A 24,580-nucleotide genomic window follows, 5' to 3' on the forward strand; every position below is an offset into this window, starting at 1 on the left:
GCCGATTTCTGCCCCCCCCATAAGAGGGTCTGGCGATCTCCCCCCTCAAGTCAGTGGGGGAGATTGAGGCAAAAGCACCACCGGATCAGGCGCCATGGCGGCGGACGCCGATCAGCCCTCGGTGGGGTTCAGGTTGAGGCGTTCACAGACGCGCATGGTGGCCATCTGGAACGATTGGAAATGCAAGCCAACCCGGTGCGCGATGGGGGCCAGCCCTTCCCAGATGTCTTCGGGGTCAGGGATGCCGGCAGGATTGAGCAGCAATTGATCCACGGCGGCGCCGATGGCCAACAGCTTTTGAACGTTCGGACGCTCCAGCGTCCAGTGGTCATCGCTGGCCGAGCGGGCTCGCACGGTGTCGGACACGTCGCGCGACAGCCCCCAGGCCTGGCACAGGGCGGCGCCCAAGGCAGAGTGGCTGACCCCAAAGGCTTCGACCTCGGCACTGCAGAGGCGCGCTTCGTCCCCGTCGTCGTTGTCCAGGGCGGCGTAGCGCTCGCGGTCGTAGGCAAACAGGACTGCGCGGCCACTTTCGGCAAACAGACCTGATGTGTGGGCGGCCCAGGGATCGACATCCAGTTGGCGGGCAATGCGGCCCATGGCCAGACCCCGCACGCCGGCGCGGTCCCAGATGAGTTGCAGCAGGGGGCTGGGAGGGAAGGCGCCTCGCAGGCCGATCTCGTAGGTCAGGCCGGCCACCTGCGACATGCCCAGATACCGGATGCCTTCGTGAACGGTTTCCACGCGTTTGAGCAGTCCGAACAGCGCCGAGTTGACGGTTCGCACCACGGCCGACGACAAGGCCATGTCCGTCTCAATCAAGGCGGCCAGCTGGTCGATGGAGCTGTGCTCATCGGCCATCAGCAGAGACAGGCGAACAAGCGTTTGCGGGCAAGCAGGCAGGTCGATGTTGAGGTTGCGCAGTTGCGGATCGATGCTCATGGCGGACGCCTGAAGAATGTGTTTCGACCAGAGTCTAGGCCCAGTCCTGCCAGCCTGAAAGCCAATACACCCTCGCAAGACGCGGCATTCTGCCGAATCTGACGCTCAGCGCATCAGACGCGGCTTGGCCGACACAGGGTTTTAGCGAGGAATGAAACGGCGGCGTATGCCGCGCCCCGTGACACCGCGTGCCAGGCCTTGCTCGCGGCGGAAGGCGCTGGGCGGCATGCCCTTCCAGCGACGGAAGGCTTCGATGAAGGTGGTGACATCGGCGTAACCCAGGCGCGTGGCGATTTCGCCGTGCGTGAGGTCTGCGGTAGCCATCAATTCTTCGGTCAGCGTAGAGCGCACTTCTTCCAGCAGGCTGCGGAAGGTGACACCTTCGGCCATCAGATGGCGACGCAGCGTGCGAGAGGTGACGCGCATCTCGGCCGCGATTTCTTCCATGTCGGGAATGTGGCCGGGGGTGCGCAGCAGGCGGTTGCGCACGGTGTCGGCCATGCCGCTGCGGATGCTGCGTGCTTCGACCAGCTTGCGGCACATGGCTTCGCACATTTGGGCGGTGTGCTCGTTGGCCTGGGGCAGCGGGGCGTGCATCACGGCTGCATCCAGCAGACTGCGGTCGTGCGTCTGGCCGAACAAGGGGCGGATGCCAAAGACCTGGGTGTAGGCGTCTGCCAATTCGGCCGAGGGTTCAGCCCTTTGCATCATGACGATGTTGTAGGGAACGGGCTTGCCCAGGAGTTCGCGCTGCAGCGTGATGGCGGCAGAGCGATCACGGTCCAGAACGAACTGACGGATGTCTTCGGGCAGGTGTTCACTGAAGCTGGTGATTTGCACCTGGCTGCCGACTTGTTCGACCTTGTGTGTGGTCAGGCTGAAGGTCTGGTTCAGCATGCGCGACCCCATGCTGAAGGCATCGCCCAAGGTCGGGCTGCTCAGGACGGCATAGCCCCACAGACCATAGGTGGTGATGTGATAGCGCGTGCCGGCCTGCAGTCCGAGGGTCGGAATGTGGGGCAGGGCCTGCAGCAGATTGCGAATCAGCTGGATTTCCTGGCTGGCTTCGATTTCGCCTTCGCCCTGATCCAGTTGCGCGGGCGTGATCTGCGTGCCGGCCAGCAGGGCGTCTAGCGAGGCACCGTGATCACATCCCAATTGCACCAAGACTCTGGCGGTGGCGATGCCACGGCGGAAATCCCACTGGTTTTTGGCTGATGCAAGCGATGGCATGACGCTCCCGAGATGTTCTTAGAAACTGACAATTGATTATGTCCGTCATCGACATCTACAGGGCGTTCTTAACCCCCGAAATCGCTACAAATTATGGGACTAATTCTGGATTTTGCGACATTCTGAGGAATCTTTACGGATGATGGCCAGACCCTTGAGGTACTCGCCTTCCGGAAATGTCAGCGTCGTCGGGTGGTCGCTGGTGGCTTCCAGTCGGCGCAGCAGGTAACCGTCGACGCCGGCATCCATGCCAGCCCCCGCCACGATCTTGTGGAACAACTCGCCGCCGATGCCGCCCGAGCACGAGAAGGTCAGCAGCAGGCCACCCGGGTTGAGCAGGCGGAAGGCCAGTCGGTTGATGTCTTTGTAGGCGCGGCTGGCGCGGTCGGCGTGCGCGGCGCTGGGCGCGAACTTGGGCGGATCGAGCACGATGGCGTCAAAGGTGCGGCCCTCTTTGATGAAGCGGCGCAGGGTGCCGTTGACGTCGGCGTCGAGAGCGGTGTGAGCGCTCGCTTCGTAGCCGTTGAGCGTGACGTGGGCGCTGGCGCGGGCCAGGGCGGGACCGGAGGAGTCCACACTGGTCACGTCGGTGGCGCCGCCTTCGAGGGCCGCCACGCTGAAGCCGCCGGTGTAGCTGTAGCAGTTCAGGACGGTCTTGCACCCGAGCTGACGGACCAGCTTGGCAAACAGGCCGCGGTTGTCACGTTGGTCCAGGTAGTAGCCGGTCTTGTGGCCTTCGGCCACGTCCAGGGTCAGCTTCCAGCCGTTTTCGTGGATGACGACTTCGGTGGCGCGGCGGCTGCCGTCGGCCGTGTCGGGGTGACGCAGCCAGCCGGTCACGGCGGGCAAACCTTCGAGGTTGCGCACGCCGGAGTCCGAGCGCTCGTACAGGTAGGGACAACCGGTGGTGGCGATCAGGGCGTCGGCGATGACGTCTTTCCAGCGCTCGGTGCCGGCACTCAGGAACTGGGCCGACAGCACGTCATCGTATTGGTCCACGATCAGGCCGGGCAGACCGTCGGCTTCGCCATGGATGAGGCGGATGCCGTTGGAGTCGATGCCCAGGCGGCGGCGCAGTTGCACGGCGGCCTCGACCTTGCGCTGGAAAAACTCGGCGTCGATCCGCTCGGCTTCGTCAAAACTCCAGGCGCGCACGCGGATCTGCGAGCTGGGGCTGTAGGCGGCCCAGGCCAGGAATCGGCCAGCGGCGTCCTGCACGCGCACGGTTTCGCCCGGGTCTGCACTGCCCTTGGCGACGCTGCCCTGGAAGATCCAGGGGTGACGACGCAGCATGGAGCGCTCTTTGCCTTCGCGCAGGGTGATGACTTTCATGGCAGAACTCGGGAGAAAAAGGAAAGGGTCGATTGTCCCCGATGCCGTGGGCCTTGTCAGGATTTGCGGCGAGCGCGGGGATGGGCCGCGTCGTACACCTTGGCCAGGTGCTGGAAGTCCAGCTTGGTGTAGACCTGTGTGGTGCTGATGTGGGCATGGCCCAGCAGCTCTTGTACGGCCCGCAGGTCACCGCTGGATTGCAGCAGGTGGCTGGCAAAGCTGTGGCGCAGCATGTGCGGGTGCACATGGGTGGGCAAGCCGGCTTCTTGCGCGAGTTGCTTGAGTCGGTTGCGCAACTGGGCGGCGGTGAGGCGGCGACCCTGCCGGCTGATGAACAAGGCGGGCGCCACCGGAGCGACGAGGCTGGCACGCACGTCCCGCCAGTTGCGCAGGGCCCGCAAGGCCGCTGTGCCCACGGGGACGGTGCGGCGGTTGTGGCCTTTGCCCAGCACGTGGGCCTCGCCCCCCGGCAGGTCGATCCAGCCAGCGGCTTGAGGGCCGCTGACCACGTCCAGGCCCAGTAGTTCGGCGCTGCGCAGGCCGCTGCTGTAGAGCAGTTCGATCATGGCGCGGTCGCGCGCGGCCAGCCAGGGCGCTTCACGCTCGGCGCGGGTGGCCGCTGCGGCCGAGCCGGCGGTGGCCACCGGATCCTGGGGGCGATGCTCGGCCAGGGTCACGGCCTGATCGACCGACAAAGCCTTGGGCAGCGGTTTGGGCGCCTTGGGGGGCTTGATGCCATCTGCCGGGTTCAGCGGCGCCAGGCCTTCACGTCCCAGCCATTTGAACAGGCCTCGCCAGGCCGCGAGGGTGATGGCCAGACTGCGGGGCCCCAGCCCTTGCGCATGCAGTCGGGCAATCCAGCCGCGCACGTGGTGGGGCTTGAGGGCCGCCAGTTCGAGCTGCTCCTTCTCGCAGAAGGCTTGGAGGCGCACGAAGGCGTCGCCGTACATCGCCAGGGTGCGATCGGCCAGACGCCGTTGCACCCGGAGGTAGTCCAGGTGCTGGGCGATCAGGGGGGCGGGGTTGCGCATGCGTGGAGAAGTTGCCTGCGCAACAGACCTCAGGCCAGCAGACGCGCCAGGGCTGCGCCGGCGATGTCGCCGACCTGCTGCAGGAAGTCCACGCCCATGTCGGCGGTGTAGCGGGTGGGGTCAGGTGACCCCAGCACCAACAGGCCAAAACAGGCGCCTTCGTGGTGCAGCGGGATCAGTGCCAGGGAGGTGATGCTGGCGCTGTCGGGCAGCCATTTGCTGGCTTCAAAGCCCGAATTCAGTCCGCAATATGGCTGGCTCAGGCTGCTGGCGAAGCTGTGCACATCGTCACTGACGGGCAGGGTGCTGGTCAGGTCGGCCACGTCGTGACGCAGGGGGTGCGTGGGCGTGCCCCACAGCCGCACCGCGGTTTGCGGGATCAGGAAAATGTCGCTCAACTCGGTTTGCAGCACGTCGGGCAGCGCACGGTCGTCGTGGGCGAGCAGCACCGCACGTACCCACAGGTGCAGGCGATGGGCGATGGTTTCGTTGTCCTGCCCGTGGCGAATCATGTCGATGATGCGCTTTTCCAGGCCGCGGATCTTGTCGCGCAGCATCTCCATCTGGCGCTCTTGCAGGGACACGGCACGCTGTCCGTGAGGGCTCACCAGCTGGATGGACGACAGCAGTTGGGCGTTGCGTTCGAAAAAGCCTGGGGTGTGCACCAGGTAATTGGCAATCTCGTCTTCGGTGATGCCTTGCAGGGTCATGGGGGAATCGCTCACAGTTCAGGAACCTCGATCTCGCCTTCAAACACCGTGACGGCAGGACCGGTCATCAAAACAGGGGTGCCGGGGCCGGCCCAGCTGATGGTCAGGCGGCCGCCGGGCATGTCGACATCGACCGTGCCATCCAGCCAGCCCAGGCGGATGCCGGCCACCACGGCGGCGCAGGCGCCCGAGCCACAGGCCAGTGTTTCGCCAGAGCCGCGTTCGTACACGCGCAGGCGAATGTGGCTGCGGCTGACCACTTCCATGAAGCCGGCGTTGACGCGGCGGGGGAAGCGGGCGTGACCTTCCACTTGCGGCCCGAGTTCGTCGACCGGGGCGTGTTCGGTGCTGTCCACGCGCATGACCGCGTGTGGGTTGCCCATGGACACCACGGCCACCTCGACCGGATGGTTGGCCAGTTGGATGGGCCACAGCTCGCAGCCGTTGACCAGCTTGGGTGTCAGGCCGGTGGCGTCAAACGGCACCTCGGCGGGCACCAGAAAGGGCGCGCCCATGTCGACGGTGACCCGACCATCGGCTTGCAAACGTGGCTCGATGATGGCCTTCATGGTCTGCACGCGGATCAGGTCCTTCTGAGTCAGACCCTTGTCGTGCACAAAGCGTGCAAAGCAGCGGGCACCGTTGCCGCACTGTTCGACTTCGCCACCGTCCGCATTGAAGATGCGGTAGGTGAAATCGGTGCCGCGCGCCGCGTCACCGGGTTCGACGACCAGGATCTGGTCAGCCCCGATGCCAAAGCGCCGATCGGCGATGAAACGGTACTGGGCCGTGCTCAAGGGCAGGGGCCCGCGGGTGGCGTCGAGCACGACAAAGTCGTTGCCCGCACCATGCATCTTGGTGAAACGCAGCTTCATGACGGGATTATCCGTCGCAAACGCTGCGCGCGTGGCGCGGTCCGATCAATACAGGCCAGGCTCGCCGGGGGGGCGCGTCTTGAAACGCTTGTGCACCCACAGGTATTGCGCCGGTTGCTTGAGGATCTCGTTTTCGATGAAACGGTTGAGTGCAGCCGTGTCGGCTTCCACGTCCTTGGTCGGGAAGTCTGGCAAAGCGGGCATGAAGCGCACGCGCCAGCCCTGGCCGTTGGGCAGCAACTCGGTGATGACGGGCTGCACCACCATGTTCAGCAAACGCGCCATGCGGGACGGGGCCAGCAGGGTGGCTGCCTGCACGCCGAAGAAGGGGACAAAGGCCGCGTCCTGCATGCCGAAGTCCATGTCGGGCAGGTTGAAGAAACCGCGGCCGTCCTTGATGGCGCGCAGCAGAGGCTTGATCGAGTCCTGACGAGGAAAGATCTCGGCATTGCCAAATCGCAGGCGCCCCCGCTTCATCATTTTGTCCATCAGCGGGTTGCTCTGCGATTGGTAGATCGAGGCCCCAGGGCGCTTCTGGCACAAGAGGATGGCGGCACCCGCCACGTCCAAGCCCACAAAGTGCGGGCACAGCCACATGGTGGCCCGCCCCTCGGTCTGGTACACCCGCTCGGCCAGTTCGATGTCGCCTTCGATCTGGATCAGGCGGCGGATGCGGTCGGGCGAGGCCCACCACAGCACCGCGCGGTCCAGCAGGCTTTGCGTCAACCATTGAAAGTGCTGGCGCAACAGGTGTTCCCGATCGGCCAGGGGCATGTCGGGGAAACACAGTTCGAGGTTGCGCAGACCCACTTTGCGGCGCGAGCCCGCCAGGCGGTAGAGCACTTTGCCCAGGCCTCGAGCGAGGGCGGCCAGCACGGGCAAGGGCAGCCAGTGCAGCAGCCACAAAAAGGCCAGGGCCAGTCGGATGCCGAGGTCACTCATGGCCGAACCTCGCCACTGGCGGACGTCAGGATCTCGGCGCGCGGGCCCTTGTAGCGGTTGTAGCCCCACAGGTACTGCTCGGGTGCTTGCATGATCATCTCTTCCATGAGCCGGTTGATGGCGGCGGCGGATTGTGCCGCATCGCCCTGGGCCAGCAGGTGTTCCACATCGGCCGGGACGCGGCGGGCGTGGACCACGTAGTCGCAGCCTTGGCGCAGTCGGTCCAGCCAGTTCAGTCGCTCACCGCGCAGCAAAACCACGGCGCAGCCAGTCTGGGCGACCAGTTTGGCGGCCATGGTCATGGTGTAGGCCTCGCGCCCGAAGAAGGGCGCCCAGGCGCCCATGCCCTCGGGGGGCACCTGATCGGGCAGGATGCCCACGGTGTCGCCTTTTTTCAGGGCGCGCAGCATCTGGCGCACGCCGGCCAGGGTGGCGGGGCTGGTCAGCATGCCTGGGCGGTTGCGAGCGCTTTTGAGCATCTCGGCCAGCCAGGGTTGTTTGGCGGGGCGGTACAGCGCGGTGATGGGCTTGGCCGCCCCAAAGCGTTCGGCGTAGGCCTGAGCCGTGATTTCAAAGCAGCCCAGATGCGGTGTGACCACCATCAGGCCGTGGCCTTCGGCCAGGGCGTGTTCAACCACCTCGACCTGCTCCCAGCGCACGCTGCGACCCAGGGCCTGGTCGCGCGGGCGGCCCCACAGGCGGGGCAATTCGCCCACCATCTTGCCGGCATGGGCCACCGCCTGCCAGCGCTGCCAGCGTGTCAGCCCTGCCATGCGTGCATGCGCGACCAGACGGCGCCGGTACGACGGGGACAGCAGGTAAGCCAGCCAGCCCATCACGCTGCCCATCAGGTGCAGCACAAACAAGGGCCAGCCAGACAGCAGGTAAAACAGTCGGGCCATGAAACGGGGTTGCCAAGCGCAGGCGCGCGGGTAGGTCGCATTCTGCCCGAGACCCGCTGAGGCGGCATGGCCGCGTGGATCAGGCTTGATCTATGCCCAACTTGTCATAAAGCCACCATATTCATCAGGCTGATTTGCTGACTGGGCGGGCCCTGATCCACTACACTTGCACCCATCGCCGAGTTAACAGGACAACTTGCGGGGCGATTCACAAATGCCGCTAAAGCGTTCGCCGCTGCCCAGAGTGATGACTCACAGCCCCGGCGACGCCGAGGTCAGTGATTTTTTTCTGGAGCACACAGCGTGTCGAACGATTACCTCTTTACCTCCGAGTCGGTCTCGGAAGGCCACCCCGACAAGGTTGCCGACCAGATTTCCGATGCCATCCTTGACGCCATCCTGGCGCAGGACCCCCTCTCTCGTGTCGCGGCCGAGACCCTGACCAACACCGGTCTGGTCGTGTTGGCAGGTGAAATCACCACGCAAGCCAACGTCGACTACATCCAGGTGGCGCGTGACACCATCAAGCGCATTGGCTACGACAACACCGAGTACGGCATCGACTACAAGGGTTGCGCCGTGCTGGTGGCGTACGACAAGCAGTCGAACGACATCGCCCAGGGTGTGGACCGCGCCAGCGACGACTACCTGAACATCGGGGCCGGCGACCAGGGCCTGATGTTCGGTTACGCCTGCCAGGAAACGCCCGAGCTGATGCCGGCCGCCATTTATTACGCCCACCGTCTGGTGGAGCGTCAGGCGCAACTGCGCAAGGACGGCCGTCTGCCGTTCCTGCGTCCCGACGCCAAGGCCCAGATCACCCTGCGCTACGTGGATGGCAAGCCCACGTCGATCGACACCGTGGTGCTGTCGACCCAGCACAGCCCGGATCAGTCGGAAACCGCGACCAAGATGAAGGACAGCTTCTATGAAGCCGTTCGCGAAGAGATCATCAAGCCCGTGCTGCCACAAGAGTGGCTGACGGCGGACACCAAGTACCTGATCAACCCGACCGGTCGTTTCGTGATCGGTGGCCCGCAAGGTGACTGTGGTCTGACCGGTCGCAAGATCATCGTCGACACCTACGGTGGCGCCTGCCCCCACGGTGGTGGCGCCTTCTCGGGCAAGGATCCCACGAAGGTGGACCGCTCGGCGGCGTACGCTGCGCGCTATGTGGCCAAGAACGTGGTCGCGGCTGGCCTGGCCAAGCAGTGCCAGGTGCAAGTGGCCTACGCCATCGGTGTGGCGCGTCCCATGAACGTGACCATCAACACCTATGGCACCGGTGTCATCGCCGACGACGAGATTGCCAAGCTGGTGAATGCGCACTTCGACCTGCGTCCCAAGGGCATCATCCAGATGCTGGACCTGCTGCGCCCGATTTACTCCAAGACGGCGGCCTACGGTCACTTCGGTCGCGAAGAGCCCGAGTTCACCTGGGAACGCACCGACAAGGCGCAAGCCCTGCGCGACGCGGCCGGCCTCAAGGGCTGATCCCGTTTCTGTGCACAATCAAAGGCCGCTTCCAGCGGCCTTTTTCATTGCAGGGGATCGACCATGATGACGCGAACACGGGGATGGGAAGTGGCCTGGCTGTCAGCGATGCTCGCGGGCCTGGGCTGGTCCTGGCACGGGGCCTTCGATCCGGGCATCTGGGCCATGGAGGTGTTCCCGGTGTTCGTGGTGGTGCCGTTGCTGGCTTTCACGCGCACCCGGTTTCCGCTGACACCGCTGGTGTATGGGCTGATCCTGGTGCACGCCTTCATCCTCATGGTGGGTGGGCATTACACCTACGCGCGCGTGCCGCTGGGCTTTTGGGTGCAGGACTGGCTGGACCTGGGGCGCAACCATTACGACCGTTTGGGGCACTTCGCGCAAGGCTTTGTGCCGGCCATGGTGGCCCGTGAAATCCTGTTGCGCCGTACGCCCTTGAAGCCCGGCAAGTGGCTGTTCTTCCTGGTGACCTGTGTGTGTCTGGCCATCAGCGCCTGCTACGAGTTCATCGAGTGGGGCGCGGCGCTGGCGCTGGGGCAGGGGGCCGACGAATTCCTGGCCACCCAGGGCGACCCCTTCGACACCCAGGCCGACATGTTCATGGCCTGGGTGGGGGCGATGACCGCCCAGTGGCTGCTGTCACGCTGGCAAGAGCGGCAGCTTGGGGTCCTGGCGTGCCGTGCGGTCGGTGTTTAGGCGGAACACGCTGACCACCTGGGTCAGGTGATCGGCCTGTTGACGCAGGCTGGCGGCCGCTGCGGCCGACTCTTCTACCAGGGCAGCGTTCTGCTGGGTCATGTTGTCCAGCTGGGTCACGGCCTGGTTGACTTGCGAGATGCCATCGCTTTGCTCGGCCGCCGAGGTGCTGATTTCGGCCATCGTGTCGGTGACCCGCTGAATGGCCGTGACGATGTCTTGCATGGTCACCCCGGCGTCAGACACGAGGCGAGCCCCGGCATCCACCTTCTCGGTCGAGTCCACGATCAGGGATTTGATTTCCTTGGCGGCTTCTGCAGAGCGTTGCGCCAAGCTGCGCACCTCTGAGGCCACCACGGCAAAACCGCGACCTTGCTCGCCTGCGCGGGCGGCTTCCACCGCGGCGTTCAGCGCCAGGATGTTGGTCTGGAAGGCAATGCCATCGATCACCCCAATGATGTCGGCGATCTTGCGGGATGCGTGGGCGATGCCTTCCATGTTGGCGACCACCTGCGCCACCACCTCGCCACCTCGTTGGGCCGCATCCGATGCTGAAGTGGCCAGTTGATTGGCCACCCGGGCGGAGTCGGCCGTTTGCCGGACGGTACCGGTCAACTCCTCCATGGACGAAGCGGTTTGCTCCAGATTGGACGCCGTTTGCTCGGTGCGAGAAGAGAGGTCCTGGTTGCCCGAGGCAATTTCGGAGGAGGCTGTGGCAATGCTGTCGGTCGAGTGCCGGATGTCACCCACCAGGTTCACCAGCGACGCCGCCATGCCTTGCAGGGCCAGCAACATCTGCCCCACCTCGTCTTCGCGGTCCACACGAACCTGTACGGTGAGGTCGCCCTCGGCGATGCGTTGCGTCACTTCGGCAGCATGAGCCAAGGGCAGCTTGATCGATCGGATCAGCACATGGGCCCCAAGAACCACCCCGATCAAGACCACCACGATCATGCCGGCTGCCATCGCCACCGTGGTTCGGCGTGCGTCGGCGATGTGGGCGCGCAGCGCGACGCCTTGTTCCTCCTGCATCGCGGCGAAGGCATACAAGGCCTTGGTGTACACGTCCACAGCAGGCACGAACACCTCGTTGAATTCTTTCTGTGCGCCGGCTTCGTCGCCAGCGGTCTTGAATTCGGACACCTTTTTGTGTGACCCGAGTACTTTGGCGCGCGCCTCTCCAATCAGTTGGATGTGCGTGCGATCGGCCTCGGTCAGGTCCATGGCTTCGATCTGCTTCTTGAGCCCGTTGATGTGCTCAACGATCTGATCGTTCATGGGCTTGAAGTGCGCCCCCACGGCGGGGTCCTTGCTCAGCACGGCCGCCGTGGCGCGTGCAATGGTCAGCTCAGACAGCCGGGCCCATTCCTGCACAGTCTTGAGCCGCTCAGCGGCTTGCGCCATCTGGACTTCAGCGACCTTTTGTGTGGATGCGGACCGCCAGCCCGCAAACAACACAATGCTGACCAAGGCCACGATCAAGAGGCCCACAGCCACCCAAAGGCGGCGAGCGATAGAGAGTTGGTTGAAACGCATCACGATGTCTCCGTAGGCTCCCTAAGCGCTCTGTGTTGTGTACGGATCTCAGTCGTTCAGCAGACGGAACACATTGACGTGTTGCCGCAGCTGATCGGCCTGGCCGCGCAAACTTGCCGCAGTGGCAGCCGATTCCTCGACCAGTGCCGCGTTCTGTTGCGTCATCTGATCGAGCAAGCCCACCGACTGGTTGATCTGGCCAATCCCGGCGCTTTGCTCGGCTGCGGCCGAGGTGATCTGCCCGATGACATCGGTCACGCGCATCACGGAGGCCACGATGTCCTGCATGGTCTGCCCGGCGTTCTCCACCAAGCGTGAGCCAGATTCCACCTGTTCAACCGAGGCGCCAATCAGCGACTTGATCTCGCGAGCCGCTTCTGCCGAGCGCTGCGCCAGCGAGCGAACTTCGCCGGCCACGACCGTAAAGCCGCGACCCTTTTCACCTGCGCGAGCCGCTTCCACCGCGGCGTTCAGGGCGAGGATGTTGGTCTGGAAGGCGATGCCGTCGATCACCCCGATGATGTCGCCAATCTTGCGGGAGGCTTGCGCGATGCTGTCCATGTTGGCCACCACCGCATTCATGACTTCACCGCCACGGCTGGCGGTTTCAGAGGCCGAGCCCACCAGCGCATGCGCCTGCTGGGCGGCTTGAGCGGATTCGTGCACGTTGTCGGTCAGTTGCACCATCGATGATGCTGTTTGCTGCAAATTAGCCGACGTTTGCTCGGTGCGGTTGGACAAATCCATGTTGCCCGCTGCAATCTCGCTGGAGGCGGTGTAAATGCCTTCCGAGGTCTGACGCACATCGCCCACCAGGCGGTTGAGCGAGTCAGCCAAGTCTTGCAGGGAGCCCAGCAATTGACCGATTTCGTCGTAGTGCCCCGGGTCAATCTTCACCGTCAGGTCGCCTGCCGCCAGGCAAGAGGCGGTCTGCATGGCCAGATTCAGTCGTGCGCGGATGGATCGGATCAGCACAAACGCGCCAGCCACCATGATGCTGATCACGGTCAGGCCCATGATGGCGGCCAGCGTGACGGTGCGGCTGCGCTCGTCCGCGATCTGGTGGCGATAGTCGATGGCTTCTTGTGGCTGCATGGCCGCAAACGTGCGCAGCGTCTGAGCGTGGGCCTGCAAGGCCGCCATCACTTTGCTGCCATCACCCGACTTGATGGCCTGATCCAGCGCTTGCTTGGCCTGATCGGCCCGAGACAGGGCCTCGCGGTCATCGCTGTTGAGTGCCAAGGCGTCCAATTGCTGGCGCAAGCCGGCAATTTCCTTGTCCAGCGCGGCTTGCTCGGTCGCGAGCGCCGTGCTCAAGGCCCCGTCACCCGCCAAGCCGGTGCTGACGGCTCGGTTGGCCGCCACCTCGCTGAGGTTGGCCCATTTTTGCCCGGCGCTGAGCTTGGTGTCCAGTTCCTCGAAATGGGCCTCGGAGCGGGCCTTCAGCCCGGCCGTGCGAACACCCGAAAACCCGACGATGAACACGTTGCAGAAAATCAGGAAGGCCACGCCTGCCCACAATTTTTGAGCGGTGCTGAGATTCTTCAGGCTCATGACTTCTGAGGCTCCAGGTTTCATTCCGAGAAATGCACGGGTTTAGTGCATATCGGCTGCAACAGTGAGATCTTGAACAGGCAACAACCCTGAGAAAAAAATCGCGGGACACGGGCTTTTGAGGACGAGAACCCGCGCCGAAAGCCCTACGATGAGAGGCCTTGTCAGCTTATGCAGGCTGGCTTCTCACGTTCATGCTCAAGAAGATCTCTACTCAGCAACTGCGCGTCGGCATGTTCATCCACGAGGTTTGTGGCTCGTGGATGGATCATCCTTTCTGGCGTGGTTCGTTCAAAGTCTCCGATGCGCGCCAGATTGCGCAGCTCTCTGGTGTGTCCGAGGTGATCATCGACATCAGCAAAGGGCTGGATGTGGAGGATGCTCGCGTCGAGGTTGTGGACGATGTCGAGGTTGGTTCGGAACAGGACCGCGCAGAACCCAGTCCCGAAGCCGATCCGGACGATGCCCCCCCCGTGCAGCAATGCAGCCTCCAGCAGGAGGTGCAGCGTGCCGGACGAGTGATTGCGCAATCGCGTGCCGCCATGCGCTCCATGTTCCAGGACGTTCGCATGGGCAAGGCGGTGGATACCGAGCATTGCCTGCCGCTGGTGCAGGAGATCTCTGATTCGGTGGAGCGCAACCCGGGTGCCATCATCAGTCTGGCCCGCCTGAAAACCAGCGACGACTACACCTTCATGCACTCGGTGGCCGTGTGCGCGCTGATGGTGTCCCTGGCGCGTCAGTTGCACCTCAGCCCCGACGAGTGCCGCGAAGCCGGCTTGGCGGGCTTGGTGCATGACATTGGCAAAGCCATGATGCCGCTGGAGGTGCTCAACAAGCCCGGTGCCCTGACGGCGGAAGAATTCGCCATCATGAAGTCGCATCCGGAAGAAGGGCACAAGCTGCTGGTCGAAGGCAAGGGTGTGGGGCCAACGGCCCTGGACGTTTGCCTGCACCACCACGAAAAGGTCAACGGCAAGGGCTATCCGCATGGCCTCAAAGGCGACGAGATCAGCCTGTTTGCCAAGATGGGCGCAGTCTGCGATGTGTACGACGCCATCACTTCCAACCGGCCTTACAAGGCGGGCTGGGATCCGGCGGACTCCATCACCAAGATGGCCGCGTGGTCCAAGAAAGGCCATTTCGACGAGCGCATCTTCCAGGCCTTCGTCAAGAGCATTGGCATCTATCCCACCGGCTCGCTGGTGAAGCTGCAGTCGGGCCGCCTGGCGGTGGTGGTGGAGCAGGGCACGTCGTCCTTGCTCAACCCGGTTGTGAAGGTGTTTTTCTCGACCAAAGCCAATCATCCCATCACGCCCGAACTGCTGGATCTCAGCAAGAGCGTGGACCAGATCGTGTCGCGCGAGTCGCCCTCCGCTTGGGGCTTCCGTAACCTCGACCAGCTCTGGATGCAGGCCTGACCGCGATCCGGTTTGCGCCCAACAAAAAGGCACCCCGTGGGGTGCCTTTTGATTTTGGACGGGGCCAAGCTGCCGCAGCTTATTGCGTCGACAGGCTCAGGCCCGCGTGCTCCCGCAGCGGATGGAAGTGCACCTGCGGGTGACGTTCGGCCGTCAGACGCAGGTCGTAGGCTGAGGTCATCATGTAGGCCAGCGTGTCGGCCGCGTCCAGCGCCAGCTTGCTGGCGTTCTCGTCGGTGAACTTCTTCATGGCCTCAGGGGTGTCAGCGGTGATCCAGCGTGCGCCGGTGAAGCGGCAAGGCATCAGGCGGATGTCGACACCATATTCAGCCTTCAGGCGGTGTTGCACCACTTCAAACTGCAACTGACCCACGGCGCCCAGCAGCATGGCGCCGCCAGCCTCGGGGCGGAAGACCTGAATGGCGCCTTCTTCGCCCAATTGCAGCAAACCAGCTTGCAATTGCTTCGATTTCATCGGGTTGGCCAGTTCCACGGTCTGGAACAGTTCGGGCGCGAAGAAGGGCAGGCCGGTGTACTGCAGGTTGATGCCGTCGGTGATGGTGTCGCCCAGTTGCACGCCACCGTGCGTGGTGAAGCCGATGATGTCGCCTGCAAAGGCCTCGTCCACCGCTTCACGACGTTGCGACAGGAAGGTCACCACCGAGGTGGGGCGCAGTTCTTTGCCCGAACGCTGCACCTTGAGCTTCATGCCGGGCTCGTACTTGCCGGAGCACACGCGAACGAAGGCGATGCGGTCACGGTGAGACGGGTCCATATTGGCTTGCACTTTGAACACCACGCCCGAGAAGTTCTCCATCTCTGGGGCGATTTCCTTGTGCGAGCCATCCTTTTCGGTGCTGAAACGGGGGCGAGGCGAGGGCGCCAGGTCCACCAGGGCGTCCAGCACTTCTTGCACCCCGAAGTTGTTCACGGCCGAGCCGAAGAACACGGGCGTTTGCTTGGCGGCGAGGAACTGTTCGATGTCGAAGGCGGGGGCGGCTTCGGCCATCAGCTCCATGTTCTGCTCGGCCAGCTCCCAGTCGTGGCCGAAGCGGGCGGCCAGCTTGTCACGCTCGGTCAGTGACACCACCTCGTCGTCTTCGCCGCGCTTGTCGGCACCGGCATCAAACAGGCGCATGGACTGGGTGCGCAGGTTCACGATGCCGCCGAATTGCTTGCCCTGACCCACGGGCCAGGTCATGGGCACACAGGGCATGCCCAGTTCTTGTTCGACTTCGTCGAGCAACTCCAGCGGGTCGCGGCCTTCGCGGTCCATCTTGTTGACGAAGGTGATGATGGGCGTGTCGCGCTGGCGGCAAACCTCGATCAGGCGCTTGGTCTGGGCTTCCACACCGTTGGCCGCGTCAATCACCATCAGGGCTGAGTCCACAGCGGTCAGCACGCGGTAGGTGTCTTCCGAGAAGTCCTTGTGGCCCGGGGTGTCGAGCAGGTTGACCACGTGGTCGCGGTACAGCATCTGCATGACGGACGAGGCCACCGAGATGCCGCGCTGCTTTTCGATTTCCATCCAGTCCGAGGTGGCATGCCGCGAGGCCTTGCGGGCCTTGACCGAGCCGGCGATGTGGATCGCGCCAGAAAACAGCAGCAGCTTTTCCGTCAGCGTGGTCTTACCCGCGTCAGGGTGGGAAATGATGGCGAAGGTGCGGCGGCGGCCGGTTTCGGGGGCGTAAGGAGAGGTGGACACGACAAGGGGCTCCGGGCGAAGCCCGACATGCTAGCCGATTCGCCCTCAGAGGTCACGCATTCACCGCGCGTTGCGGTGCGGGCGTCAGGCCGAGCAAGGCCTCCAGTGGCTCGGGCTTGTGGCACAGATAGCCTTGGGCGTAATCCACGCCCAGTGTTTGCAACTCTTGCAGCACGGCCATGCTGTCCACGAACTCGCCCACGGTTTTCAGGCCCATCACGTGGGCCACGTCACAGAAGCAGCGCACGGCGGCCCGGTCGAGCGGGTCATGCACCACGTCTTTGATGAACTGCCCGTCGATCTTCAGGTAATCCACCGCCAGGGCCTTCAGATACCCAAAGGATGACGAGCCGGAGCCGAAGTCATCCAGAGCCAGGCGTACGCCCAGACGCCGGATCTGCTCGACGAAATGGCTGGCTTCACCCAGTTTGGTGATCGCAGCTGTTTCGGTGATTTCAAAGCACAGCTTGTTGACCGCCAGTCCGGGGGTGGTCAGGTGGTTGATCAGGTATTGCTGAAAACTGGGGTCCCCGAGTGACTGGCCGGACAGGTTGACCGACAGGGAGTGCACGTGGCTCAGGTCACGGGCGCGCGTCTGCAGCAAATCCAGCACGTGTTTCACCACCCAGCGGTCGATGCGGGTGGCGAGATGGAAACGCTCCGCCGCAGGCAGGAAAGCCCCTGGCGGGATGATGCTGCCATCGTCATCCCGCAAACGAATCAGCACTTCGCAGCGCAAGCCGTCCTGATTGGGCAGGATGGGGTCGATGCGCTGGCCGTACAGGACGAAGCGGTTTTCATCCAGGGCCTGTTCGATCCGGGTGGCCCACTGCATTTCGCCCTTGCGGGCCTGCATCGCCTGGTCGGTGTCAAACCAGGCATGGACACGGTTGCGTCCGGCTTCCTTGGCGGCGTAGCAGGAGGTGTCCGCAGCCTGCATCATGGCGGCTGTGGTGGCCCAGCGCTTGTCCAGCGGCACCAGGCCAATGCTGGTGCCAATGCGGAAGCGCCGCCCGTCGTGCACGAAGCGGAACTCTTCCATCTGGTCGCAAATCTTCTGGGCCACGCGTTGCGCTTGCTCGGCGGTGCAATGCTCCAGGATCACGCCAAACTCGTCGCCACCCAGGCGGGCCAGGGTGTCGCGCGAGCGCACGCAGTGCTGCAACAGGTCGGTCACCTGTTTGAGCAGCAGGTCGCCGACGGCATGGCCGCAGGCATCGTTGACCAGCTTGAACTGATCCAGATCGATGTACATCAGCGCATGGGCGCTGTCGCGTTGCTGCGCATCTTCCAGCGCGCGGTGCAGGCGGTTTTCAAATTCACTGCGGTTGACCAGCCCTGTGAGCGGGTCGTGCGTGGCACGGTAGCTCATTTCGTGGCCCATGCGGCGCTGCTCGGTCACGTCGTGGAAGATCAGCACCATGCCCAGCACCTGGCCTGCGGCGTCGCGAATCGGGGCGGTGGTGTCTTCGATCCCGTACTCTTGCCCGTTGCGCGAGATCAGCAAGGTCTGGCTGGGTGACTCCACCTCGGCTTCGCCTGACAGACAGCGGGTGATCGGGCAGGGCTCGGGTTCGCGAGTGGCCTCGTCCACGATGTGGAACACATCGACCAAGGGGCGTTCCTGCGCATCCCCGGTGTGCCAGCCGGTCATGCGTTCGGCGGCGGGGTTGAGCCACTGCACCCGGCCGTGTGCATCGGTCGTGATCACGGCGTCACCGATGGAGTGCAGGGTCACACGCAGCAATTCGTGCTTTTCTGCGAGCTCGCGCGCCATGCGCTTGTGTTCGGTGATGTCGTAGTTGGTGCCGAGCAGGCGAGCGGGCTGGCCCTGCGGGTCCCGGAACACGCTGGCGCGTGCGTTGACATCGCGGACCGTGCCGTCGGGGTGTACCACGCGGAAGTCGAGGCTCAGTGGCAGGCCTGTGGCCACGGATTCGCCCATCAGGGCTTCGGCGCGCGGCAGGTCTTCCGGGTGGACGCAACGGCGCCAGTCGTCGAGCGTGCCCGCAAACCGCTCGCGTTCGACGCCGAAGATCTGGAACATGATGTCGCTCCAGCTCAGTCGCTGGGTGCGCAAGTCGTATTCCCAAATGCCGATGCCGTTGGCCTGGGTGGCCAGACCCAGCCGCTCCTGGTTGTGTCGCAGGGCGGCCTCGACGGCATGCTTTTCGGTGACGTCTTCCAGCACGGCCAGCGAACGCACGGGGTGGCCCTCTTCATCGCGCTCCATGGTGGCCGACAGCAGCACATCAATCAGTGAGCCATCCTTGCGCACCATCTGGTACTCGATGTTTTCGACGTGGCTGTCGCGCAGGTACTGGTGCAGCACCACGTTGCGCGCATAGTCGTAAGACGCTTGTGTGAGGAACTCGGCCGAGTTGCGCCCAATGACTTCCCGGCGCGTGTAGCCGAGCTTGTTGAGCCAGACATCGCTCACGCTCAGCAAACGGCCGTGTGCGTCCAGCGAGTGCAGCATCGCCGGCGTGGACTCGTACAGCGAGCGCAGGCGCGCCTGACTTTCCTTGAGCGATCGCTCAGTCAGTTTGCGCTCGGTGATGTCGCGTCCGACCGACTGCACGGCAATGACCTTGCCCTGGGGGTCGTAGGTCGGGCTGTTGGTCCAGGCAATCCAGCTGACGCGGCCGTGCTCGTCGACATACCGGGTCTCCAGCCCCAGGATCAAGCCGTGGGTACACACCGTCTCGAAGTGCGAGGCGACCGCGTCCCGGTCTGCAGCGGGGACGATGTCAAAGACACTGCCACCGATCAGCGCCTCCGGGGTGCTTTCAAAATGCGCCGCATAGGCTGCATTGACAAACAGCAGCGTGCCATCGGGGGCGCACAGGCTGATCAGTTCGATCTGTCCTTCGACGATGGCGCGGTAGCATGCCTCCCCACCCAACACGATGTCGGGCAGTGCGGTGCGCACCTGGGTCAGTGCCAGCGCGGCAGATGACGCCAGTGCATTGAGCACCTGAACGTCCTGATCGGCATCCAGGCGAGGTTGGTGATCCATGATGCACAGGGTGCCGATGGCCGAACCATCCTGATCCCGCAGTGCGATGCCTGCGTAATAGCGGATGGGCTGCTCGCCGTGCGCCAACCAATCCGCCTGGAAAACGGGGTCGGCATGGGTGTCGGCGACTTGCAAGACACCGTCGTGTTGCAGGGTGCGGAGGGTCCAGTTCAGGTGCGGCAGGGCCCCGCGATAGATGGGCAAGCCCTCATGCGCCAGGATTTCCTGCCGATTCGGGTCCACCATGCTGATCAAGGCAATGGGCGCCTGACACAACTGCGCCGCGCTCTGGTTCAAGGCCTTCAGCGTGGCGTGCGCCAGCCACGACGCGCCCTGCGCCGGGCTGGTGCCTGACGCATGCTGTGTGATGGGCGAAACGGGTAAAGACATCGACTCAGGGCAGACCGCAGTGCAGTCGTCCATTGTGCCGTTCTGAGTCAAAGATGTCCCGGAAGAAAAAGCCCCCCTGAAGGGGTGAGATGTGCGGTTTTCTGCGTTCGGTCGAATTTCATGAGCCAAAAACCTGCACGTTTTTGGAAAACCTCTATTGCCGCCCGCTGTGGGTGTGCCACCATGGGGGCAGCGATTTCTTGGATGCGATGGGGAGGCTTGTGACAGAAGTTCGTCCGTACACGGAGCCATCGGCTTTTGTGCGCATGATGTCTGTCATCTGCGTGGTGGCCAGTCTGGCGCACATTGCCTTTCTATCGCTGCTGGTCTCGGCGGGGGCCACGTCACTGGCGTGGGTCAATGTCGGCAGTGTGTTCCTGTATGGCGTGGCCTATGTGCTGGTCCAGCGGCGTGTGCTGGTGTGGGCCCTGAACCTGATTGCCGGCGAAATCTTCCTGCATGGCGTGGTGGCCTCTTGGTCCTTGGGGCTGGATGCGGGGTTCCAGTTTTATATCTTGCTGATCATCCCGGTCGGGATGCTCACCGATTTCATGCGGCTGAGACTGCGTGCCTTGACGGCGCTGGCGTCAGGGGTCGTGTTCATGGCGCTGGATTACTGGCTCAAAGGGCATCAGCCACCCCACCCTTTGGCGGCCCAGACAGCCCAAGGTCTTTACTATTTCAATCTGGCGGTGACCTTGGTCATCTTGGGGTTTCTGGCGTTCATCTATCAGCGATTGGTGGGGGAGGCGGAAGCGCGCCTGCAGCATCTGGCGTGCACGGATCCCCTGACCCAACTGCACAACCGGCGCTTTGTGCTGGATGTGGCCCATCGGGAAGCTGCCATTTTTGCCAGATCCGGGCAGCCCCTGACCCTGATCGTGGCCGATGTCGATCATTTCAAACGCATCAATGACGAGCACGGGCACGAGGTCGGGGACGCCGTGCTGACCGCCATCGCGGCGGTGTTGCGTGCCGAGGTGCGCGAGGTCGACCATGTGGCCCGCTGGGGTGGCGAAGAGTTCTTGATCTTGCTGCCGGGCACATCCGAGCGTGAGGCGCACGGCGTGGCCGATCGTTTGCGTCGGGCCGTCGAGCAGATCCGGCCCTCGACGGATCGTGCCCATGCCTGCTTGAGCATGACCTTGGGCATGAGTGTGCTGCAGCCCGGCGAAACGATTGCGCAGGCCTTGGCCCGTGCTGACAAGGCGCTCTACCAAGGCAAACAAGCGGGCCGAAATCGTGTGATTCTTGCTTCCGCAGCTTGATCATCCGTTTTATACTGGCGGCCGCTTTCGAGGAGCGTTGCAAGGTTCGCCCGAACCCCAGGCTCGAAAGTCCTGTCTGATTTGCAACGGCGCTCACCCGCATGTGTCCCGCTGGGTGAGCTGTATCTTTAGCCATGGATTCCCGGCAGCGCACGGCGGCTTCTTCATCAAGGAGCTTTGTCCATGTCCGCTACCAACCTGATCACTGAACACAAGGGCGTGCCCTGCGTCGTCGCCGACATGTCTCTGGCCGACTGGGGTCGCAAAGAGATCAAGATCGCCGAGAGCGAAATGCCCGCGCTGATGGCCATCCGCAAGGAAAACGCCACCACGCAACCCCTGAAGGGCGCCCGCATCACCGGTTCGCTGCACATGACCATTCAAACGGCGGTGCTGGTCGAGACCCTGCAAGCCCTGGGCGCGGAAGTGCGCTGGGCTTCGTGCAACATCTATTCGACGCAAGACCACGCGGCCGCGGCACTCGTGGAAGCCGGTACGCCGGTGTTCGCCTACAAGGGCGAGTCGCTGGAAGATTACTGGGACTACACCCACCGCATCTTCGACTTCGGGCCCAAGGGTTCGGCCGGCGAAGGCCCCAACATGATCCTGGACGACGGCGGCGATGCCACGCTGCTGATGCACCTGGGCAAGAAGGCCGAGAAGGACCTGTCGGTGCTGGCCAACCCCGGTAGCGAGGAAGAGCGCATCCTGTTTGCGGCCATCAAGGCCAAGCTGGCCGAAGACAGCACCTGGTACTCGCGCAAGGCCGCCGAGATCATCGGCGTGACCGAAGAGACCACCACCGGGGTGCACCGCCTGAACGAAATGAGCGCCAAGGGCTCGCTGCTGTTCCGCGCCATCAACGTCAACGACTCGGTCACCAAGTCCAAGTTCGACAACCTGTATGGCTGCCGTGAATCGCTGGTCGATGGCATCAAGCGCGCCACCGACGTCATGATCGCCGGCAAGGTGGCCGTGGTCTGCGGCTACGGTGACGTGGGCAAGGGCTCGGCCCAAGCGCTGCGCTCCCTGAGCGCCCAGGTGTGGGTCACCGAAATTGACCCCATCAACGCCCTGCAGGCCGCGATGGAAGGCTTCCGCGTGGTGACCATGGAATGGGCGGCTTCGCAAGCCGACATCTTCGTGACCACCACCGGCAACCGCGACGTGATCACCTATGAGCACATGGCTGCGATGAAGAACAACGCCATCGTGTGCAACATTGGCCACTTCGACAACGAAATCCAGGTCGCCAAGCTGGAAGCGCACTGCAAGTGGGAGGAGATCAAGCCCCAGGTGGACCACGTCATCTTTGAAGATGGCAAGCGCATCATCCTGCTGGCCAAGGGCCGCCTGGTGAACCTGGGTTGCGCCACCGGCCACCCCAGCTACGTGATGTCCTCGTCGTTTGCCAACCAGACCCTGGCGCAGATCGAGCTGTTTGCACACAAGGACGCCTACGACATCGGCAAGGTCTACGTGCTGCCCAAGCACCTCGACGAGAAGGTGGCGCGCCTGCAGCTGACCACGCTCAACGCCCAGCTGACCACGCTGACGGAGGAGCAGGCTGCCTACATCGGCGTGCCGGTGCAAGGCCCTTACAAGCCTGACACCTACCGTTACTGATCGGCGGTGCCCCCATGAGCTTCTTGCCTGAACTCACGCAGCGTGCCGATCAGCAGATCGTCTCCCAAGGGCTGGCGCCGACCCGTTCGGCGGCACAGCGCCTGGTGGAGCAGGGCGCCGTCCAGTGGAATGGCCCGAAGGGCTGGACCACGGTCCGCAAGGCGGGCGAATCTCTGCCCGTCGGCGTGACGTTCAAGGTGGTGGACGACGCCGAGACCCGTTGGGTGTCGCGCGCCGGCCTGAAGCTCGAAGGGGCCCTCCAGCATTGCGCTGGCCGCAAGCCCACCTTGCCCCTCAAGGGCAAGGTCTGTCTCGACGTGGGACAAAGCACCGGTGGCTTCACCGAAGTGCTGTTGGCTCAGGGCGCCAAGCGCGTCGTTGGGGTGGATGTGGGCCACGGGCAGGTGCACAGCCGCATCCGCGAGCATGCGCAGGTCACCGTCATCGAGGGCGTCAATGCCCGTCACATGACGGCTGACGATCTGCAAGACAGCATGCCCAAGGGTGGCTTTGCACTGATCGTGGGCGATCTGTCCTTCATCTCCCTGACCCTGGTGCTGCCCGCCCTGGTGCCTTTGCTGGCCACCAAGGGCGAGTTGCTCATGCTGGTCAAGCCGCAATTTGAGCTGCAGCCCAACCAGATTGGCAAGGGTGGCCTGGTGAAAGACCCGGCCAGCTATGCCGAGGTGGAGGCCCGCATTCAGACCGCCTGCGCCGAACAGGGCCTGCAGGTGGCCGAATATTTCGACAGCCCCATCGTCGGTGGCGACGGCAATCGCGAGTTCTTTGTCCGCGCGCGTCGTGCTCCAGTCGGCGAGTGAGCGCTTACTTACAGAGTCTGTCCATGACGACCTCTTCTTCTACGCAGGCCGGTCTGCCGATCAGCCTGGAGTTCTTTCCGCCCAAGACCCCCGAGGGTGCCGAGAAACTGGCCGCGGTGCGCCAGCAGCTCTACGCCCTGAAGCCCGAGTATTGCTCGGTGACATACGGGGCCGGCGGCACCACCCAGGAAGGCACCTTGCAAACGGTCAAGGCCATCCAGGCCGAAGGCTTTGATGCCGCGCCGCACTTCTCGTGCATTGGCGCCAGCAAGGCATCGGTGCGTGCGCAACTCGCGCAGTTCCAGGCCGAAGGCATTCGCCGGATTGTGGCCCTGCGCGGCGACCTGCCCAGTGGCTACGGCGGTTTTGGCGAGTTCCGCTACGCGAGTGACCTGGTGGCCTTCATCCGCGAGGAAACGGGCGATCACTTCCACATCGAGGTGGCGGCGTACCCCGAGATGCACCCCCAGGCGCGCACCCCCCAGGCCGACCTGAAGGCCTATGCAGCCAAGGTGCAGGCGGGTGCCAACGTGGCCTTGACGCAGTACTTCTTCAATGCGGATGCCTATTTCCGTTTTGTGGAGGATGCGGAGGCCCTGGGCGCCTTCATTCCGGTGGTGCCCGGCATCATGCCCATCACCAACAGCAGCCAACTCTTGCGTTTCTCGGATGCGTGTGGAGCCGAGGTGCCGCGCTGGATCCGTACGCGCCTCGAAGGTTTTGGCGATGACAAGGCCTCGATCCAGGCTTTTGGGCTGGACGTGGTGAGCGATCTGTGTGAGCAGTTGCGTGCCGGCGGCGTGCCCGCGCTGCATTTCTACACGATGAACCAGGCCGCTCCGGTGCTGGCTATCTGCGAACGCCTGGGCTTGTAAAGCCCCCTGGCGGCCTGCGTTGCCGCCAGGCATCGGGTTTTCATGATCTGGCTCAAATGGCCGGGGCTTAGGGCGCTCTTTGCGACAAATCGAGTCCCCGGTTTGATGCAGCACAAGTTTCTGGTGGGGCAATCTTGGTGCAATGGCTTCATGGGATGCGCCACAAGGGTGCCAGTCCCGACAACCTATCTATTAAGAAGGACTCACC

The 24,580-nt window shown here is 63.7% G+C and carries 19 protein-coding genes and 1 riboswitch; of the genes, 7 read left to right on the plus strand and 12 right to left on the minus strand.

Annotation, left to right across the window (positions count from 1 at the left end; all coding sequences use genetic code 11):
- Nucleotides 1–111: 111 nt before the first annotated feature.
- The 8 genes from ACMV18_RS14240 to ACMV18_RS14275 all read right to left on the minus strand — a co-directional run bounded on the left by ACMV18_RS14240 (nucleotide 112) and on the right by ACMV18_RS14275 (nucleotide 7,967).
- A complete protein-coding gene (locus tag ACMV18_RS14240) occupies nucleotides 112–942 on the minus strand; it encodes an HDOD domain-containing protein (protein WP_374257090.1) in 831 nt (276 codons plus the stop codon).
- Nucleotides 943–1,083: 141 nt separating this feature from the next.
- Nucleotides 1,084–2,175: an AraC family transcriptional regulator gene (locus tag ACMV18_RS14245; RefSeq protein WP_420818384.1), complete on the minus strand. Its 1,092-nt coding sequence runs from the start codon at nucleotides 2,173–2,175 to the stop codon at nucleotides 1,084–1,086.
- A gap of 99 nt (nucleotides 2,176–2,274) precedes the next feature.
- Nucleotides 2,275–3,507, minus strand: a complete 1,233-nt coding sequence (locus tag ACMV18_RS14250) for a class I SAM-dependent rRNA methyltransferase (RefSeq protein WP_420818385.1) — start codon at nucleotides 3,505–3,507, stop codon at nucleotides 2,275–2,277.
- Nucleotides 3,508–3,563: 56 nt separating this feature from the next.
- Nucleotides 3,564–4,538, minus strand: coding sequence for a tyrosine recombinase XerC (locus ACMV18_RS14255; protein WP_420818386.1), 975 nt, complete (start codon nucleotides 4,536–4,538; stop codon nucleotides 3,564–3,566).
- Nucleotides 4,539–4,567: 29 nt separating this feature from the next.
- Nucleotides 4,568–5,248: a DUF484 family protein gene (locus ACMV18_RS14260; protein ID WP_420818408.1), complete on the minus strand. Its 681-nt coding sequence runs from the start codon at nucleotides 5,246–5,248 to the stop codon at nucleotides 4,568–4,570.
- A gap of 11 nt (nucleotides 5,249–5,259) precedes the next feature.
- On the minus strand, nucleotides 5,260–6,123 hold the full coding sequence (gene dapF / locus ACMV18_RS14265; protein WP_374257096.1) for a diaminopimelate epimerase: 864 nt from the start codon (nucleotides 6,121–6,123) through the stop codon (nucleotides 5,260–5,262).
- Between the two features lie 45 nt (nucleotides 6,124–6,168).
- A complete protein-coding gene (locus ACMV18_RS14270) occupies nucleotides 6,169–7,065 on the minus strand; it encodes a lipid A biosynthesis acyltransferase (RefSeq protein ID WP_374257098.1) in 897 nt (298 codons plus the stop codon).
- On the minus strand, nucleotides 7,062–7,967 hold the full coding sequence (locus ACMV18_RS14275) for a lysophospholipid acyltransferase family protein (protein ID WP_420818387.1): 906 nt from the start codon (nucleotides 7,965–7,967) through the stop codon (nucleotides 7,062–7,064). Before ACMV18_RS14275 ends, ACMV18_RS14270 begins: the two co-directional genes overlap by 4 nt.
- Before the next feature lie 303 nt (nucleotides 7,968–8,270).
- Here ACMV18_RS14275 and metK point away from each other — a divergent pair, with 303 nt between their 5' ends.
- A complete protein-coding gene (metK, locus tag ACMV18_RS14280; protein ID WP_374257101.1) occupies nucleotides 8,271–9,461 on the plus strand; it encodes a methionine adenosyltransferase in 1,191 nt (396 codons plus the stop codon).
- A 63-nt stretch (nucleotides 9,462–9,524) separates the two neighbouring features.
- Nucleotides 9,525–10,157 carry a DUF2238 domain-containing protein gene (locus tag ACMV18_RS14285; RefSeq protein WP_420818388.1) on the plus strand — a complete coding sequence of 211 codons (633 nt, stop codon included), beginning with the start codon at nucleotides 9,525–9,527 and terminating at the stop codon, nucleotides 10,155–10,157.
- On the opposite strand, the gene ACMV18_RS14290 is transcribed toward ACMV18_RS14285, so the two are convergent.
- Both ACMV18_RS14290 and ACMV18_RS14295 read right to left on the minus strand, forming a co-directional pair.
- Nucleotides 10,101–11,693 carry a methyl-accepting chemotaxis protein gene (locus ACMV18_RS14290; protein ID WP_420818409.1) on the minus strand — a complete coding sequence of 531 codons (1,593 nt, stop codon included), beginning with the start codon at nucleotides 11,691–11,693 and terminating at the stop codon, nucleotides 10,101–10,103. The genes ACMV18_RS14285 and ACMV18_RS14290 overlap by 57 nt on opposite strands.
- A gap of 48 nt (nucleotides 11,694–11,741) precedes the next feature.
- Nucleotides 11,742–13,247, minus strand: coding sequence for a methyl-accepting chemotaxis protein (locus ACMV18_RS14295; protein WP_420818389.1), 1,506 nt, complete (start codon nucleotides 13,245–13,247; stop codon nucleotides 11,742–11,744).
- Nucleotides 13,248–13,441: 194 nt separating this feature from the next.
- Here ACMV18_RS14295 and ACMV18_RS14300 point away from each other — a divergent pair, with 194 nt between their 5' ends.
- Nucleotides 13,442–14,668 (plus strand): HD-GYP domain-containing protein, encoded by a 1,227-nt coding sequence (locus tag ACMV18_RS14300; RefSeq protein WP_420818410.1) that lies wholly within the window; start codon nucleotides 13,442–13,444, stop codon nucleotides 14,666–14,668.
- A 79-nt stretch (nucleotides 14,669–14,747) separates the two neighbouring features.
- Here ACMV18_RS14300 and ACMV18_RS14305 read toward each other — a convergent pair whose 3' ends face one another.
- Together ACMV18_RS14305 and ACMV18_RS14310 are read right to left on the minus strand one after the other, a co-directional pair.
- Nucleotides 14,748–16,373 (minus strand): peptide chain release factor 3, encoded by a 1,626-nt coding sequence (locus ACMV18_RS14305; protein ID WP_420818390.1) that lies wholly within the window; start codon nucleotides 16,371–16,373, stop codon nucleotides 14,748–14,750.
- 52 nt (nucleotides 16,374–16,425) lie between these two features.
- Nucleotides 16,426–19,782: a PAS domain S-box protein gene (locus tag ACMV18_RS14310; RefSeq protein ID WP_420818391.1), complete on the minus strand. Its 3,357-nt coding sequence runs from the start codon at nucleotides 19,780–19,782 to the stop codon at nucleotides 16,426–16,428.
- A gap of 266 nt (nucleotides 19,783–20,048) precedes the next feature.
- Here ACMV18_RS14310 and ACMV18_RS14315 point away from each other — a divergent pair, with 266 nt between their 5' ends.
- From ACMV18_RS14315 to metF, 4 genes are all read left to right on the plus strand, one after another.
- Nucleotides 20,049–21,050 carry a GGDEF domain-containing protein gene (locus ACMV18_RS14315; protein WP_420818392.1) on the plus strand — a complete coding sequence of 334 codons (1,002 nt, stop codon included), beginning with the start codon at nucleotides 20,049–20,051 and terminating at the stop codon, nucleotides 21,048–21,050.
- 23 nt (nucleotides 21,051–21,073) lie between these two features.
- A riboswitch (S-adenosyl-L-homocysteine riboswitch) is annotated at nucleotides 21,074–21,152 on the plus strand.
- 81 nt (nucleotides 21,153–21,233) lie between these two features.
- Complete coding sequence (gene ahcY, locus ACMV18_RS14320; RefSeq protein ID WP_420818393.1) at nucleotides 21,234–22,676, plus strand: adenosylhomocysteinase; 1,443 nt, start codon at nucleotides 21,234–21,236, stop codon at nucleotides 22,674–22,676.
- Between the two features lie 14 nt (nucleotides 22,677–22,690).
- Entirely contained in the window at nucleotides 22,691–23,497 is an 807-nt protein-coding gene (locus tag ACMV18_RS14325) for a TlyA family RNA methyltransferase (protein ID WP_420818394.1), read from the plus strand.
- A gap of 23 nt (nucleotides 23,498–23,520) precedes the next feature.
- Complete coding sequence (gene metF / locus ACMV18_RS14330) at nucleotides 23,521–24,372, plus strand: methylenetetrahydrofolate reductase [NAD(P)H] (RefSeq protein WP_420818395.1); 852 nt, start codon at nucleotides 23,521–23,523, stop codon at nucleotides 24,370–24,372.
- Nucleotides 24,373–24,580: the final 208 nt, after the last annotated feature.

Source organism: Aquabacterium sp. (assembly GCF_048860245.1).
In the GTDB taxonomy this organism is placed as follows: Bacteria; Pseudomonadota; Gammaproteobacteria; order Burkholderiales; family Burkholderiaceae_C; genus Aquabacterium.

Excerpts from the sequence above, each read along its gene's own strand:
- ACMV18_RS14260 (WP_420818408.1), bottom strand. The coding sequence starts at position 5,248 with ATGACCCTGCAAGGCATCACCGAAGACGAGATTGCCAATTACCTGGTG.
- ACMV18_RS14270 (WP_374257098.1), bottom strand. The coding sequence starts at position 7,065 with ATGAGTGACCTCGGCATCCGACTGGCCCTGGCCTTTTTGTGGCTGCTG.
- metF (WP_420818395.1), top strand. The coding sequence starts at position 23,521 with ATGACGACCTCTTCTTCTACGCAGGCCGGTCTGCCGATCAGCCTGGAG.
- ACMV18_RS14295 (WP_420818389.1), bottom strand. The coding sequence starts at position 13,247 with ATGAGCCTGAAGAATCTCAGCACCGCTCAAAAATTGTGGGCAGGCGTG.
- ACMV18_RS14285 (WP_420818388.1), top strand. The coding sequence starts at position 9,525 with ATGATGACGCGAACACGGGGATGGGAAGTGGCCTGGCTGTCAGCGATG.
- ACMV18_RS14310 (WP_420818391.1), bottom strand. The coding sequence starts at position 19,782 with ATGTCTTTACCCGTTTCGCCCATCACACAGCATGCGTCAGGCACCAGC.
- dapF (WP_374257096.1), bottom strand. The coding sequence starts at position 6,123 with ATGAAGCTGCGTTTCACCAAGATGCATGGTGCGGGCAACGACTTTGTC.
- ACMV18_RS14290 (WP_420818409.1), bottom strand. The coding sequence starts at position 11,693 with ATGCGTTTCAACCAACTCTCTATCGCTCGCCGCCTTTGGGTGGCTGTG.
- ACMV18_RS14325 (WP_420818394.1), top strand. The coding sequence starts at position 22,691 with ATGAGCTTCTTGCCTGAACTCACGCAGCGTGCCGATCAGCAGATCGTC.
- ACMV18_RS14255 (WP_420818386.1), bottom strand. The coding sequence starts at position 4,538 with ATGCGCAACCCCGCCCCCCTGATCGCCCAGCACCTGGACTACCTCCGG.
- ACMV18_RS14240 (WP_374257090.1), bottom strand. The coding sequence starts at position 942 with ATGAGCATCGATCCGCAACTGCGCAACCTCAACATCGACCTGCCTGCT.
- ACMV18_RS14315 (WP_420818392.1), top strand. The coding sequence starts at position 20,049 with ATGATGTCTGTCATCTGCGTGGTGGCCAGTCTGGCGCACATTGCCTTT.
- ACMV18_RS14250 (WP_420818385.1), bottom strand. The coding sequence starts at position 3,507 with ATGAAAGTCATCACCCTGCGCGAAGGCAAAGAGCGCTCCATGCTGCGT.
- ACMV18_RS14245 (WP_420818384.1), bottom strand. The coding sequence starts at position 2,175 with ATGCCATCGCTTGCATCAGCCAAAAACCAGTGGGATTTCCGCCGTGGC.
- ACMV18_RS14300 (WP_420818410.1), top strand. The coding sequence starts at position 13,442 with ATGCTCAAGAAGATCTCTACTCAGCAACTGCGCGTCGGCATGTTCATC.
- ACMV18_RS14275 (WP_420818387.1), bottom strand. The coding sequence starts at position 7,967 with ATGGCCCGACTGTTTTACCTGCTGTCTGGCTGGCCCTTGTTTGTGCTG.
- ahcY (WP_420818393.1), top strand. The coding sequence starts at position 21,234 with ATGTCCGCTACCAACCTGATCACTGAACACAAGGGCGTGCCCTGCGTC.